The following is a 12,866-nucleotide window of genomic DNA, read 5'->3' on the forward strand; positions in this document are numbered from 1 at the left end:
CCCCCACCCTAACCCTCCCCCGCAAGGCGGGGGAGGGAAGTTGGATCAATCCGCGCTGGCGCCGGAGATCTTCACGATCTCGGCCCAGCGCGGCAACTCGGCGCGGATGAAATCGGCGAATTGCTCCGGCGTGTTGGGGGCCGGCTCGCTGCCCTGCTCGGCCAGCTTCTGCCGCACCGTCTCGTCTCGCAGCGCCGCCAGCAGCTCGGCCGAGAGCCGCTGGATCGCCGCCTGCGGCGTGCCGGCGGGGGCGACGAGGCCGTTCCAGAGAGCGACCTCGAAGCCCGGCAGGGTCTCTGCCACCGTCGGCACCTCCGGCAGGGCCGGGCTGCGCTGCTTCGTCGTCACCGCGATGGGGCGGAGCTGCCCGGCCTTCACCGCGCCCAGCACCTCGATCATCGGCGAGGCGATCATCTGGATCTTGCCGGCGATGAGGTCGGTCGCCGCCGGCGCGCCGCCGCGATAGGGGATGTGCACCATCTCCACCCCCGCCCGCGCGGCGAAGAGCGAGGCGGCCATGTGCAGCGAGGTGCCGGCGCCGGCGCTGCCGAAATTCACTTGGCCCGGTCGCGCCCTGGCATAGGCGATCAGCTCCGCCGTGCTGCGCACCGGCACTTCCGGATTCACCACGATGAGGTTCGGGATGAACGCCACCTGGCCGATCGGCGCGAAATCCTTCAGCGGGTCGAAGGGCAGGCTGCGGTAGAGCGCCTTGTTCGCTGCCATGACGCCGCTGGTGACCAGGTGGATCGTCAGGCCATCCGGCGCGGCGCGGGCGGTCGCCTCGGCGGCGATGTTGCCGGCGGCGCCGGGGCGGTTCTCCACCACCACCGGCTGGCCCAGCCGCTCCCCGAGCGCCTGGGCGACCAGCCGGGCGGTGAGGTCGGTGCTGCCGCCGGCGGCGAAGCCGACGATGAGGCGGATGGGCTTGTCCGGCGCCCAGGCCTGCGCCCGCGCCGCCCCATGCACCGCGGCCAGCGGCAGGGCGGCGAGGCCGGCCAGAAGATGGCGTCTGTTCATGTTGTTGTTTCCTCCCCCTTGACCTTCCGACGGCGGCCGGCCCCAGCGCTGCCCGTTGCCCTGAAGCGGCTTTGCCGCCTCAGGCTGTGCGAGAATTGGGGAGCCCAGCGACTCCCGGGGCCCCCGCGGCGTCGCGTAGCGACGTCGTGGGGATCTATTGCAGGTGCGCGGCCTTGCCGAGGATGGCCTCGCGCATCCGGGCCTGCAGGATGCTCGCCTCGCGCGGCGGCAGGACCAGGGGCTCGGAGCTCTCGTCGATCTTCACCTGGGCAAACAGCGGCCCGGCGCCGGCGTGGATCGCGGCCCGCAGCGCCGCCACCTCCTCCGGCTGCGTCACCAGGCGGGTATCGGCGATGCCGGCGCCCTTCGCCATGGTGGCGAGATCGACGCCATGGCGCGTCGCCGTCTCCTGCATCCCGGTCTCGCCGTAATGCTCATTGTCCAGCACGATGATGGCGAGGTTGCGCGGCTGCTTCACCCCGATGGTGGCGAGGCTGCCGATGCCCATCAGCATCTCCCCATCGCCGGTGATGACGGCCACCGGCCGGTCCGGCTGCGCCAGGGCGAGGCCGAGGCCCATCATGGCGGCGCCGCCCATGCCGCCCCAGAGGGGCATGTTCTCCGGCACGTCGCCGGCGGCGGTGATGTCCCAGGCCGGGGCGCCGAGGCCGCCGATGGCCAGCAGCTTGCCGCGATCGGCGAGCAGCGCCTTCACCAGGTCGCGCCGCTTCATCCTGCCGCTGGCGCCGAGGGGGATATCGGTCATGGCGTTACTTCCCGAAGGTCTTGGCGCCGATGACGCGCTGGCCGATCAGCGTCGCGGTCGGGCGGTAGGTGTTGAAGGCGAGGCGAAGCGTGGCGTTGACGGTCGGGGCCACATCCTCCGGCGCATCGGCCCGCTTCACCAGCGTGCCCATGGCTTCCAGCACGGTCTGGGTGGCGTTGCCCATCGGCACCTGGAAGGGGTTGAACTCGCCGTAGTCGCCCCGCATGGTCACGATCATCGGGCAGGGGGTGCGGTGGGAGATCGGCACCGACAGCATGTTGATGCAATTGCCGACGCCCGAGCTCTGCATCAGCAGCACGCCCTTCTCGCCGCCCAGCCAGGCGCCGAAGAGCATGGCGATGCCCTCCTCCTCCGTGGTCAGGGTGGCCACCTTCATGTCGTTGTCGGCGAGGCAGCGCTTGATGAGGCGGGAATGCCCGGCATCCGGCACCAGGGCGACCTGGCGGATGTCGTGCTCCTTGAGCAGGGCGTAGATCTGGTCGGGCCAATCCCTGGCGGCGTCAGTGGCGGCGTCCGGCATGCGTTTCCTCTCGGTCGTGTCCCGCCCGCCCCCGGGCATGGGGCGGGCAGGCAGGCCATTGCGGGCAAGGCCAGCGGGCCGGGGCCGAAATCCGCAGGGCTTCGGGCGCAGGACGCTGGGCTGGGGCTACTCTCCCGCCATGGGGCGGCGCTGGCAAGACCGGCCCGGGGATTGCTACATCTGCCGCCATGGGCTTTGCCGCGAGCGTCGGCGGGACGCGCTACACCTTCCCGGAGCTGAAGACCCTGCTGGCGCGGGCCACGCCCCTGCGCTCGGGGGATGTGCTGGCCGGGGTGGCGGCGGCGAGCGCGGCGGAGCGGGTGGCGGCGCAGCGGGCGCTGGCGGACCTGCCCCTGCAGCATTTCCTGGACGAGGCGGTGATCCCCTACGAGGCGGACGAGGTCACCAGGCTGATCCTGGACCGGCATGATGCCGCCGCCTTCGCCCCGGTCCGGTCGCTGACCGTGGGCGGCTTCCGGGATTGGCTGCTGGGGGCGGCGGACAGCGCGGCGCTGGCGGCGCTGGCGCCGGGGCTGACGCCGGAGATGGCCGCCGCCGTCAGCAAGATCATGCGGCTGCAGGATCTGGTGGCGGTGGCGGCGAAGTGCCGCGTGGTGACGCGGTTCCGCAACACCATCGGGCTGCCGGGCACGCTCTCCATCCGGCTGCAGCCGAACGACCCGGTGGATGACCCGCGCGGGGTGGCGGCCGCGGTGCTGGACGGGTTGCTGCTGGGGGCGGGGGATGCCGTCATCGGCGTGAACCCGGCGACCGACAATGTGGAGACCACCATCCGCGTGCTGGAATTGCTGGACGCGGTGCGGCAGCGCTACGACATCCCGACCCAGAGCTGCGTGCTGGCGCATGTGACGACCAGCATGCTCGCGATGGAACGGGGGGCGCCGGTGGACCTGATGTTCCAGTCCATCGGCGGGACGGAGGGGGTGAATCGCAGCTTCGGCGTCTCGCTTGCGCTGCTGGCGGAGGCGCGGGCGGCGGCGCTCTCGCTGCGGCGCGGGACGCTCGGCGAGAACGTGATGTATTTCGAGACCGGGCAGGGCTCGGCGCTCTCGGCCGAGGCGCATCATGGCTGCGACCAGCAGACGCTGGAGGCACGGGCCTATGCGGTGGCGCGGGAATTCGCGCCGCTGCTGGTGAACTCCGTGGTCGGGTTCATCGGGCCGGAATATCTGTTCGACGGCAAGCAGATCACCCGCGCGGGGCTGGAGGATCATTTCTGCGGCAAGCTGCTCGGCCTGCCGATGGGGGTGGATGTCTGCTACACCAACCATGCCGAGGCCGATCAGGACGACATGGACGCGCTGCTGACGCTGCTGGGCGTCGCCGGCGTGACCTATGTGATGGGCGTGCCGGGCGCCGATGACGTGATGCTGGCCTATCAATCCACCTCCTTCCATGACGGCCGCTATGTGCGGGCGGCGCTGGGCAAGCGGCCGGCACCGGAATTCGCCGCCTGGATGGAGCGCATGGGGATCGAGGCGGCGAGCGGGCAGGGGGAGCTGCCGCGGCTGCTGGCGCCCGAACTGGTGGGGCTGGCGTGAGCGGGGCGGGGCTGCCAGGGCCGGCGGGGCTGGCGTGAGCGTGCCGGAGGACCGCGGCACCGGGCTGCACCCGGCCGCCTTGCCGCCTGGGGATGCCGCCGCGGGGCGTGACGGCCAGGCTGCGTCCGGCGTGGCACCGGCTGCCGCCCCCGCGCGCTGGGCGGAGCTGCGGCGTTTCACCGCCGCGCGCGTCGCGCTGGGGCGGGTAGGGGATGGGATGCCGACTGCGGCGCATCTGGCGTTTCAGGAGGCGCATGCGCGGGCGCGGGATGCGGTGCATTCGGCGCTGGATGCTGCCGGGGTGGCGGCGGTGGCGGCCTCGCTCGGCCTGCCGGTCCTCGAGGTGGCGAGCCAGGCGGCGGATCGCCGCGCCTTCCTGCTGCGGCCCGATCTCGGGCGGCGGCTGCGGGAGGCGGACCGGGCGAAGCTGCCGGCGGTGCCGGGCGCCTTCCTCTTCGTCGTGGCGGATGGGCTCTGCGCCAGCGGCGTGGCGGCGCAGGCGCCCGGTTTTCTCGCCGAGGCGGTGACGCTGCTGCGCGGGGCGGGGATGCAGGTGGCGCCCATCGTGGTCGCGGCGCAGGGGCGCGTCGCGCTGGGGGATGAGATCGGCGGGGCGATGGGCGCCGCCATGGTCGCCATGCTGATCGGCGAGCGGCCGGGGCTGACGGCGACGGAGAGCATGGGGCTGTACCTCACCCTGGGGCCGCGGCCGGGGCGCACGGATGCGGAGCGCAATTGCATCTCCAACATCCGGGAAGGCGGGATGTCGGCGCGGGCGGCGGCGGAGAAGCTGCTCTGGCTGGCCGGCGCCGCGCTGCTTCTGGGGGCGACGGGCGTGGCGCTGAAGGACGAGCAGCCATCCGCGCCGCTGCTGCCGCCATGATCCAGGTGACGCGGCGCATCGCCATCGACGAGGCGGAGCTGGTGGAGGATTTCCTCCGCGCCTCCGGCCCCGGCGGGCAGAATGTGAACAAGGTGGAGAGCGCGGTGCAGCTCCGCTTCGATGCCCGGCGCTCGCCGAACATCCCGGAGGATGTCAGGCCGCGGCTGGAGAAGCTGGCGGGGCACCGGCTGACGCAGGATGGCGTCATCGTCATCACCGCCCAGCGCTTCCGGATGCGCGAGCGGAACCGGGAGGATGCGCTGGAACGGCTGCTGGCGCTGATCCGCGAGGCGGCGGTGCCGCCCCCGCCGCCGCGACGCGCGACGAAGCCGACCAAGGCGAGCAAGGTCAGGCGGCTGGAGGGCAAGTCGCGACGGGCGGAGGTGAAGCGCGGGCGCGGCCGGCCGGTGACGGAGTAGAGCCTGATCGGTTGAGGTCGAATCGACCGAAACCGTGAATCACGCGACCGAACAATGAGCTAGAGCCGGGCGGGTGAGCGCAGCTCAACCGATCCCGCTCTAGCTAGGCCCCTCCGGGGCGTTCCGCCCGGCGCGACAATGCGCGCTCGGCTGCGTCGAGCGCACCCCAAGCCACAGCCATGGGGCAGTTTTCGCGTCAAGGATGCCGCGAAGCGGCACCGCGCTTCGCCCGGTTCTATCCTTGACACGAAAGCCGCCCCATGGCCCCCTTCGCCCGCGGGGGGGCGTCAGGCATTGGCGGGCAGGTTGCCCTGCGCTGCCGCGGCGAAGGCGCGCGTGGCAGCGCCCTCGCCACGCAAGCTTCGTCAGCCCTTCGCCGCCAGCTTGTCCTGCGTCTTCGTCTCGAAATCGCTGGCGTCGTGCCGCTCATGGAGCTGGCTGGAGGGCTCGCCCGAGACGCGGTTCACCATGCGGCCGCGCTGCACCGTGGGCCGCGCCAGGATCCGGTCCGCCCAGCGCTGCACATGGGTGTAGTCCTGCGCACTCAGGAAGGTCGCCGAATCCCCGTAGAGCCAGCCCTTCACCAGCCCGCCATACCAGGGGAAGATCGCCATGTCGGCGATCGTGTAGTCCGGGCCGGCGATGTACTCGCTCTCCGCCAGCCGGCGGTTCAGCACGTCGAGCTGCCGCTTGGTCTCCATGGCGAAGCGGTTGATCGGGTATTCCTGCTTGCTGGGGGCATAGGCGTAGAAGTGCCCGAAGCCGCCGCCGAGATAGGGTGCGCTGCCCATCTGCCAGAACAGCCAGGACATGGCCTCCGCCCGCGCCGGCTGGGCGGTGGGCAGGAAGGCGCCGAATTTCTCTGCCAGGTAGAACAGGATGGAGCCGGATTCGAAGACCCGCACCGGCGCCGGGCCGCTGCGGTCCAGTAGCGCCGGGATCTTGGAATTCGGATTCACCCCGACGAAGCCGCTGCCGAATTGGTCGCCCTCGCCGATGCGGATCAGCCAGGCGTCGTATTCCGCGCCCTTATGGCCGAGGGCCAGCAGCTCCTCCAGCATGATCGTCACCTTCACCCCGTTCGGCGTGCCGAGGGAGTAGAGCTGCAGCGGGTGACGGCCGACCGGCAGCTCCTTCTCATGCGTCGGGCCGGCGATGGGGCGGTTGATGTTGGCGAAGCGGCCACCGCTCTCCTTGTCCCAGGTCCAGACCTTGGGCGGGACGTATTCGGTGCTCATGGGCGATGCTCCCCTCTGATCCCCGGCATATGCGGTTGCCCTCGCGACCTCGCCAGGGTTCCCGCCGCGGGGAATTTTTTACCGATCGGCGTCAGGCACCCGGCCAATCCCCGATCCGCCATGCGCCTTTCCGGCCACCAAACCCGTCGGGCCCTCGGCGCCCCCGCACAACCGGACCGCCCGCTGCATGGCGCGGCTTCGCCGCGCCATGCTGTGCGAGGCGCTGCTCACCCAGCGCCCCGGGGTCCCATGGCGTTGCGCAGCAACGTCACGGGGAATGCTAAAGCATTTGGCCGCCATCGACGATGATGGTCTGGCCCGTCACCCAGCGCGCGGCGGGGCTGGCGAGGAACAGCACCACCTCCGCCACCTCCTCCGGCGTGCCGAGCCGGCCGAAGGGAATGCTGCCGAGGATGGCATTGTACAGCCTGGGGTCGGAGGTCCTGCGCGCCTCCCAGCTCCCGCCCGGGAATTCGATGCTGCCCGGCGCCACCGCATTGGCCCTGATGCCCTTCGGCGCATACATCGCCGCCTGGCTCTGGGTGTAGTTGATCAGCAGCGCCTTCACCGCGGCATAGGCGGGTGTGCGCATGCTGGGCCGGTAGCCGGAGATGGAGGAGACATTGACGATGCAGCCCTTCGCCGCCTCCAGGAAGGGCAGGGCGGCATGGGTCGCCCGCACCGTTGCCATGACATCCACGGAAAGCCCCTGGGCCCAATGCTCCTCCGTGTCCTGGGAGCCGAAGCCGGAGGCGTTGTTCACCAGCACGTCGATGCCGCCCAGCGCCTTCCCCGCCGCGGCGACGTAGGCCGTGACGGAGTCGCGGTCGCCCAGGTCGCAGGACGCCGCATGGGCGGTGACGCCGAGCGCGGCGATCTCCGCCCGCGCCGCCTCCAGCGGCCCGGCGCCGCGGGCGCAGATGGAAACCGCCGCGCCGCCGGCGGCGAAGCCCAGCGCGATGGAGCGCCCGATGCCGCGGCTGCCGCCGCAGACCACCACGCGCTTGCCGGTGAAATCCGCCATGTCCCTCTCCCTATCCAGAGCCCGCCGCACGCTGTGCCCGGCCCGGCCAGGACCAGCCCGGCGAGGACCGGACGGAGCCGAAATCCTCCCGCGGGCAATGCGGGCAGCAGGCTGGCCCGGCGGCGGCGGGCCGGCAAGCCCCGCGGGCCGGCCCGCCTTGCGGGGTTGAACCGGCAGCGGGGCGGGGCAAGCTCTGGGGCGCATGAACCTCCCCTTCCTCTCCCGCCATCCCCGGGTTGCGCTGCTGCGCCTGGCCGGCGTCATCTCCCCGCGTCCCGGCTTCTCCGGCGGCATCAGCGCCGCCGCCGCCCTGCCGCTGCTGGACCGCGCCTTCGCGGTGAAGCGGGCGGCGGCGGTGTTCCTGGTGCTGAACTCGCCCGGCGGCTCCGCCGTGCAGTCCAGCCTGGTGGCGGCGCATATCCGCCGGCTGGCGGCGGAGAAGAAGCTGCCGGTCATCTGCTGCGTGGAGGATGCGGCGGCCTCCGGCGGCTACTGGATCGCCTGCGCGGCGGATGAGGTGGTGGCCGACCCGGCTTCCATCCTCGGCTCCATCGGGGTGATCGCGGCGGGCTTCGGGTTCCCCGCTGCGCTGGAGAAGCTGGGGGTGGAGCGGCGGGTGCGGACGGCCGGGGAGGAGAAGAGCTTCTGGGACCCCTTCAGCCCGGAACGGCCGGGGGACCAGGCGCGGCTGGAAGCGCTGCTGACCGAGCTGCACGAGGAATTCCGCGCCTGGGTGCGCAGCCGGCGGGGGGCGAAGCTGAAGCTGCCGGAGGCGGAGGCCTTCAGCGGCCGCTTCTGGACCGGGCGGCGGGCGGTGGAGTTGGGCTTCGCCGACCGGCTGGGCGATGCGGTGGGGGAGGCGAAGCGGCGCTTCGGGGAGAAGGTGCGGATCGTGCCGGTGCATGGGCCGCGGCCCGGCCTGCTGCGCCGCCTGCTGCCGGGGCTGAGCGCCGAGGCGGTGCTGGCGGCGGCGGAGGAAAGGGCGATGTGGGGGCGGTTGGGGTTGTAGGCGGCCGGCGCGGCGGCGCGCGGCACACCCTCGCCGCCGCCCGCCCTTTGCGCCCGGCGCACCCCCCCCCGCCCTTCCCTGCAAGGCGGGGAGGGAGGCCGCCTTCCCTCTCCCGCTGGCGGGGGAGGGTCAGGGTGGAGGTGGCTGCGGGGCTTTGGGGGTGGAGCGGGGCCGCGTCGTGCCTGCGCCTACCCACCCACCTGCCGGATCCACGCCGGCAGGTTGTAGTACACCGTCACGCGCGCAATCTTGCCGTCCTTCACCGCGAAGAACGCCCCCGCCGGCAGGGCGTAACGCTGGCCCCTGGCCTCCGGCAGGCCGGCATCGGTTGCCAGGTACTCGCCCTCCACGATGAACTCCGCCGCGGCGCGGCTGCCGCTGGCATCCACCATCACCACCAGCTCCCGCAGCACCTCCCGGTAGCAGCGGTCCATATGCGCCAGGAAGGCGGCGAAGGCCGCTTTGCCTGTTTGGCGGGCACCCTGGTTCACGTCATGCGCCACATCCTCCGCCAGCAGCGCCAGCATCCTGGCGCGGTCCCCGGCGGCGAAGGCGGCGTAATAGGCGCGGATCAGGCGTTCGGTCTCGGTCATCGGGCAAATCCAAAGGGTTGCGCCGGCACTATGTTCCGCCGCGCACCCGGCGTAAAAGGCCCGGCATGAGCACCGACGCCGCCCCTTCACCCCCCAGCCCGCCCGCCCGCCCGCCCAGCTTCCAGGAGCTCATCCTGCGGCTGCATGCCTATTGGTCCGCCCAGGGCTGCCTCATCCTGCAGCCTTACGACATGGAGGTCGGCGCCGGCACCTTCCACCCGGCCACCACCCTGCGGGCGCTCGGCCGCAAACCCTGGAAGGCGGCCTATGTCCAGCCCTCCCGCCGGCCCTCCGACGGGCGCTATGGCGAGAACCCGAACCGGCTGCAGCACTATTACCAGTACCAGGTCATCATGAAGCCCTCGCCGGCGGATCCGCAGACCGCGCTGATCGGCAGCTACAGGGCGATCGGCCTCGACCCGCTGGTGCACGACATCCGCTTCGTCGAGGATGACTGGGAGAGCCCGACCATCGGCGCCTGGGGCCTCGGCTGGGAGGTCTGGTGCGACGGGATGGAGATCACCCAATTCACCTATTTCCAGCAGGTGGGCGGCATCCCCTGCGAGGTGCCGAGCTGCGAGCTGACCTACGGGCTGGAACGCCTGGCCATGTACATCCAGGGCGTGGACAATGTGTACGACCTGGATTTCAACGGCCAGGGCGTGCGCTATGGCGAGGTCTTCCTGCGCGCCGAGCGCGAATTCAGCGCCCATAACTTCGAATACGCGGATACGGAGAAGCTGTTCCGCCATTTCCGCGACGCGGAGGAGGAATGCGCCGCGCTGCTGCGGCACGGGCTCGCCCTGCCCGCCTATGACCAGTGCATCAAGGCCAGCCACCGCTTCAACCTGCTGGATGCCCGTGGCGCCATCAGCGTGACGGAACGGCAGGCCTATATCGCCCGGGTGCGGGAGCTGGCGAAGGGTTGCTGCGAGGCATGGCTGGCGGGCGGCGGGTAGGGTAGAATACTGCATCAGGTTCTACCGCCGGAGCCTCCCATGGGCCAGATGAACATCAAGGACGAGAAGCTGATCGCCGGGGCCCGGGCCTTGGCGGAACTGCTCGGCACCTCGGTGACCGAGGCGGTGCGCCAGGCGGTGGAGGAGAAGCTGGCCCGCGAACAGGCGGGGCGGGAGGCGGAGCGGCAGCGGCGCTATGAGGCGATCATGGCGATTGCCAAGGAGGCGTCCAAGCTCTTCCCCCCGGGGTCGAGCAGCGACCATTCCGACCTTTACGACGAGAACGGGCTGCCGAAGTGATCCTCGATACCTCGGTCATCATGGCCATCCTGCTGGATGAGCCGGAGGCTGCGGCCTTCACCGAAGCCATGACGACCGCCGAACAGGTCGGGGTTTCCGCGGCGACGATGGTCGAGATCGGGATGGTGGCCGAAGGTCGTGCCGGGCCGGCGGTGCGGGATCGGCTGGCCAGGCTGCTGGCTGAGGCCAGGGCGGACGTGATTCCCTTCACTGCAGACCAGGCCGCCCTGGCCCTGGAAGGCTGGCGCCGCTACGGCAGGGGACGGCATCCCGCCGGCCTCAATCTCGGCGATTGCTTCGCCTATGCCCTCGCCAGATCCCGTGGCGAGCCCCTGTTGTTCAAGGGCGGGGATTTCGCCCGCACCGATGTGAAGGCCGCGCTACCACCCCATGCCTGAGCTTCTGATCGAATTGTTTTCCGAGGAAATCCCGGCCCGCATGCAGGCGAGGGCGGCCGAGGACCTCTGCGCCGGGCTGCTGAAGGCGCTGGCGCCGCTGATGACGGTGGCGCCGAAGCCGCTCCATGGCCCGCGCCGCATCGCCGCGCTGGGGGAGATGGCGGCGCGGGCCGAGACGGCGGCGAAGGAGGAGCGCGGGCCGCGCATCGGCGCGCCGGAGGCGGCGCTGGAGGGGTTCCTGCGCAAGCATGGCGCGGCGCGCGAGGCGCTGGCGCAGGAAGGCCAATTCTGGGTGCTGCGGAAGCCGGGCGAGGCGATCGAGGCGCCGGCGCTGATCGCGGCGAAGCTGCCGGGGCTGCTGCGCAGCTTCCCCTGGCCGAAGAGCATGCGCTGGGGCGAGAGCGGCTTCACCTGGGTGCGGCCGCTGCAGCGCATCCTCTGCGTGTTCGACGGCGCGCCGGTGCGCTTCGCCTTGGCTGAGGGCGAGGATGCGGTGCATGGCCTGGCGTCCGACGCGCTGACCGAGGGGCACCGCATCCTGCATGGCACCGCGCCCTTCGCGGTGCGCGGCGCGGCGGAATATGCGGCGGGGCTGCGGGAGCGCTTCGTGGTGGCCGATCCGGCGGAGCGGGAGAGGCTGATCGAGACGGAGGTGACGCGGCTCGCCGCGGCCGAGGGGCTGGAGGTGGTGCCGGACCGCGGGCTGCTGGCGGAGGTGGCGGGGCTGGTGGAATGGCCGGTGCCGCTGCTCGGCCGCATCGACGACGCCTTCATGGATTTGCCGGCGGAGGTGATGCGCACCTCCATGCGGGTGAACCAGCGCTACTTCGCCCTGCGCTATCCGGACGGGCGGGCGGCGCCGCGCTTCGCGCTGGTGGCCAATATCACGCCGCAGGATGGCGGCGCGGCCATCGTCGCCGGGAATGAGAAGGTGCTGCGGGCGCGGCTGGCGGATGCGCGCTTCTTCTGGGACCTCGACCGCAGGCACCGGCTGGAGGAGTTCCTGCCGAAGCTGGAGAGCGTGGTGTTCCACGCCAAGCTCGGCACCCAGGGGGAGCGGGTGCGACGGCTGGAGAAGCTGGCGGAGGTGATCGCCACCGCCATCGGCGCCGATGTCGGCCATGCGACGCGGGCGGCGAAGCTCTGCAAGGCGGATCTGGCCAGCGGCATGGTGGGCGAGTTCCCTGAGCTGCAAGGCGTCATGGGGCGCTACTACGCGCTGCATCAGGGCGAGCCGGCGGAGGTGGCGGAGGCGATCGGGGCGCATTACCGGCCGCTGGGGCCGGGGGATGCGGTGCCGAGTGGGCCTGTGGCGGTGGCGCTGGCGCTGGCGGACAAGCTGGATCAGTTGGCCGGGTTCTTCGCGGTGGGCGAGAAGCCGACCGGGAGCGGCGATCCCTTCGCGCTGCGGCGGGCGGCGCTCGGGGTCATCCGGATTGTGCGGGAGAACGGTCTCAGGTTCCCTCTGGCGTCGATCCTCAATACCGCCCTTGATCTGGCGATTGGCGCAGTGGGGGGTGCGAAGCTCACCGGGGTCCGGCAGGCCCGCGAGCAATACGAGAACGCTACCGGTCGAGCCGTCGAAACGGGCGACTATGCGGTTGTCGGACTCGAGGAGAATACACTCCGAGAACTCCTCGACTTCCTCGCCGAACGCCTCCGCGTCCAGCTCCGCGCCGAAGGCGCCCGCCACGACCTCGTCGCCGCCATCTTCGGCGCCACCCCCGATGACGACCTCGTGCGCTTGCTCGCCCGGGCCGATGCGCTCGAAAAAATGCTCGCCACGCCGGATGGTGCTAACCTGCTCGCTGCGTATAAGCGGGCGGCCAACATCCTGCGGATCGAGAACCGCAAGGATGGGCCGCATGCCGGCGCGGTCGATCCCGGGCTGCTCACCCTGCCCGCGGAAATCGCCCTCGCCGCAGCGGTCGAACGCAAGGCAGGGGAGGTCGCGTCCGGGCTCGCGAAGGAGGAATTCCTGGCCGCCATGTTCGCGCTCGCCGAACTCCGCGCCCCGCTGGATGCCTTCTTCGACAGCGTGACGGTCAATGATCCGAAGCCGGAACTGCGGGCCAACCGCCTGCGTTTGCTGGCCCGCCTGACCGCCGCCATGGACCAGGTGGCGGAGTTCGCAAAGATCGAGGGTTGAACAAC

At 71.4% G+C, this 12,866-nt stretch carries 14 protein-coding genes; 8 read left to right on the plus strand and 6 right to left on the minus strand.

Annotated elements, in window-relative coordinates; genetic code table 11:
* Positions 1 to 45: 45 nt before the first annotated feature.
* The 3 genes from E5N76_RS26470 to E5N76_RS26480 form a co-directional block, all read right to left on the minus strand.
* Positions 46 to 1,020: a Bug family tripartite tricarboxylate transporter substrate binding protein gene (locus tag E5N76_RS26470; protein WP_149540874.1), complete on the minus strand. Its 975-nt coding sequence runs from the start codon at positions 1,018 to 1,020 to the stop codon at positions 46 to 48.
* A gap of 154 nt (positions 1,021 to 1,174) precedes the next feature.
* A complete protein-coding gene (locus E5N76_RS26475; RefSeq protein WP_149540889.1) occupies positions 1,175 to 1,786 on the minus strand; it encodes a thiamine pyrophosphate-dependent enzyme in 612 nt (203 codons plus the stop codon).
* A gap of 4 nt (positions 1,787 to 1,790) precedes the next feature.
* Positions 1,791 to 2,327, minus strand: coding sequence for a phosphonopyruvate decarboxylase (locus E5N76_RS26480; protein WP_149540891.1), 537 nt, complete (start codon positions 2,325 to 2,327; stop codon positions 1,791 to 1,793).
* A 188-nt stretch (positions 2,328 to 2,515) separates the two neighbouring features.
* Here E5N76_RS26480 and E5N76_RS26485 point away from each other — a divergent pair, with 188 nt between their 5' ends.
* The 3 genes from E5N76_RS26485 (at position 2,516) to arfB (ending at position 5,191) form a co-directional block, all read left to right on the plus strand.
* A complete protein-coding gene (locus E5N76_RS26485) occupies positions 2,516 to 3,889 on the plus strand; it encodes an ethanolamine ammonia-lyase subunit EutB (protein ID WP_149540893.1) in 1,374 nt (457 codons plus the stop codon).
* Positions 3,890 to 4,019: 130 nt separating this feature from the next.
* Complete coding sequence (gene eutC, locus E5N76_RS26490; protein ID WP_149541035.1) at positions 4,020 to 4,772, plus strand: ethanolamine ammonia-lyase subunit EutC; 753 nt, start codon at positions 4,020 to 4,022, stop codon at positions 4,770 to 4,772.
* Positions 4,769 to 5,191 carry an alternative ribosome rescue aminoacyl-tRNA hydrolase ArfB gene (gene arfB, locus E5N76_RS26495; protein ID WP_149540895.1) on the plus strand — a complete coding sequence of 141 codons (423 nt, stop codon included), beginning with the start codon at positions 4,769 to 4,771 and terminating at the stop codon, positions 5,189 to 5,191. Before eutC ends, arfB begins: the two co-directional genes overlap by 4 nt.
* Positions 5,192 to 5,556: 365 nt before the next feature.
* Here arfB and yghU read toward each other — a convergent pair whose 3' ends face one another.
* Positions 5,557 to 6,429, minus strand: coding sequence for a glutathione-dependent disulfide-bond oxidoreductase (yghU, locus tag E5N76_RS26500; protein ID WP_149540897.1), 873 nt, complete (start codon positions 6,427 to 6,429; stop codon positions 5,557 to 5,559).
* A 280-nt stretch (positions 6,430 to 6,709) separates the two neighbouring features.
* On the minus strand, positions 6,710 to 7,453 hold the full coding sequence (locus E5N76_RS26505) for an SDR family NAD(P)-dependent oxidoreductase (RefSeq protein WP_149540899.1): 744 nt from the start codon (positions 7,451 to 7,453) through the stop codon (positions 6,710 to 6,712).
* Positions 7,454 to 7,655: 202 nt separating this feature from the next.
* Between E5N76_RS26505 and E5N76_RS26510 the strand changes: the two genes are divergently transcribed.
* On the plus strand, positions 7,656 to 8,462 hold the full coding sequence (locus E5N76_RS26510; protein WP_149540901.1) for a S49 family peptidase: 807 nt from the start codon (positions 7,656 to 7,658) through the stop codon (positions 8,460 to 8,462).
* Positions 8,463 to 8,650: 188 nt separating this feature from the next.
* Here the strand turns inward: E5N76_RS26510 and E5N76_RS26515 are convergent, their stop codons facing one another.
* Positions 8,651 to 9,055 (minus strand): ketosteroid isomerase-related protein, encoded by a 405-nt coding sequence (locus tag E5N76_RS26515; protein WP_149540903.1) that lies wholly within the window; start codon positions 9,053 to 9,055, stop codon positions 8,651 to 8,653.
* Between the two features lie 65 nt (positions 9,056 to 9,120).
* Here E5N76_RS26515 and E5N76_RS26520 point away from each other — a divergent pair, with 65 nt between their 5' ends.
* Genes E5N76_RS26520 through glyS form a run of 4 tightly spaced genes read left to right on the plus strand, consistent with a single transcriptional unit; the run spans position 9,121 to position 12,861 of the window.
* Positions 9,121 to 10,014: a glycine--tRNA ligase subunit alpha gene (locus E5N76_RS26520; protein WP_149540905.1), complete on the plus strand. Its 894-nt coding sequence runs from the start codon at positions 9,121 to 9,123 to the stop codon at positions 10,012 to 10,014.
* Positions 10,015 to 10,053: 39 nt separating this feature from the next.
* Positions 10,054 to 10,314, plus strand: coding sequence for a type II toxin-antitoxin system VapB family antitoxin (locus E5N76_RS26525; protein ID WP_149540907.1), 261 nt, complete (start codon positions 10,054 to 10,056; stop codon positions 10,312 to 10,314).
* Positions 10,311 to 10,712, plus strand: coding sequence for a type II toxin-antitoxin system VapC family toxin (locus E5N76_RS26530; RefSeq protein WP_149540909.1), 402 nt, complete (start codon positions 10,311 to 10,313; stop codon positions 10,710 to 10,712). The genes E5N76_RS26525 and E5N76_RS26530 overlap by 4 nt, the downstream gene beginning before the upstream one ends.
* Complete coding sequence (gene glyS / locus E5N76_RS26535; RefSeq protein WP_149540911.1) at positions 10,705 to 12,861, plus strand: glycine--tRNA ligase subunit beta; 2,157 nt, start codon at positions 10,705 to 10,707, stop codon at positions 12,859 to 12,861. Before E5N76_RS26530 ends, glyS begins: the two co-directional genes overlap by 8 nt.
* The last annotated feature ends 5 nt before the right edge of the window (positions 12,862 to 12,866 follow it).

Source organism: Siccirubricoccus phaeus, assembly GCF_008360935.1.
Lineage (GTDB): Bacteria > Pseudomonadota > Alphaproteobacteria > Acetobacterales > Acetobacteraceae > Siccirubricoccus > Siccirubricoccus phaeus.

Excerpts from the sequence above, each read along its gene's own strand:
- E5N76_RS26475 (WP_149540889.1), bottom strand. The coding sequence starts at position 1,786 with ATGACCGATATCCCCCTCGGCGCCAGCGGCAGGATGAAGCGGCGCGAC.
- E5N76_RS26510 (WP_149540901.1), top strand. The coding sequence starts at position 7,656 with ATGAACCTCCCCTTCCTCTCCCGCCATCCCCGGGTTGCGCTGCTGCGC.
- E5N76_RS26505 (WP_149540899.1), bottom strand. The coding sequence starts at position 7,453 with ATGGCGGATTTCACCGGCAAGCGCGTGGTGGTCTGCGGCGGCAGCCGC.
- yghU (WP_149540897.1), bottom strand. The coding sequence starts at position 6,429 with ATGAGCACCGAATACGTCCCGCCCAAGGTCTGGACCTGGGACAAGGAG.
- E5N76_RS26520 (WP_149540905.1), top strand. The coding sequence starts at position 9,121 with ATGAGCACCGACGCCGCCCCTTCACCCCCCAGCCCGCCCGCCCGCCCG.
- E5N76_RS26515 (WP_149540903.1), bottom strand. The coding sequence starts at position 9,055 with ATGACCGAGACCGAACGCCTGATCCGCGCCTATTACGCCGCCTTCGCC.
- E5N76_RS26525 (WP_149540907.1), top strand. The coding sequence starts at position 10,054 with ATGGGCCAGATGAACATCAAGGACGAGAAGCTGATCGCCGGGGCCCGG.
- E5N76_RS26470 (WP_149540874.1), bottom strand. The coding sequence starts at position 1,020 with ATGAACAGACGCCATCTTCTGGCCGGCCTCGCCGCCCTGCCGCTGGCC.
- E5N76_RS26480 (WP_149540891.1), bottom strand. The coding sequence starts at position 2,327 with ATGCCGGACGCCGCCACTGACGCCGCCAGGGATTGGCCCGACCAGATC.
- glyS (WP_149540911.1), top strand. The coding sequence starts at position 10,705 with ATGCCTGAGCTTCTGATCGAATTGTTTTCCGAGGAAATCCCGGCCCGC.
- arfB (WP_149540895.1), top strand. The coding sequence starts at position 4,769 with ATGATCCAGGTGACGCGGCGCATCGCCATCGACGAGGCGGAGCTGGTG.
- E5N76_RS26485 (WP_149540893.1), top strand. The coding sequence starts at position 2,516 with ATGGGCTTTGCCGCGAGCGTCGGCGGGACGCGCTACACCTTCCCGGAG.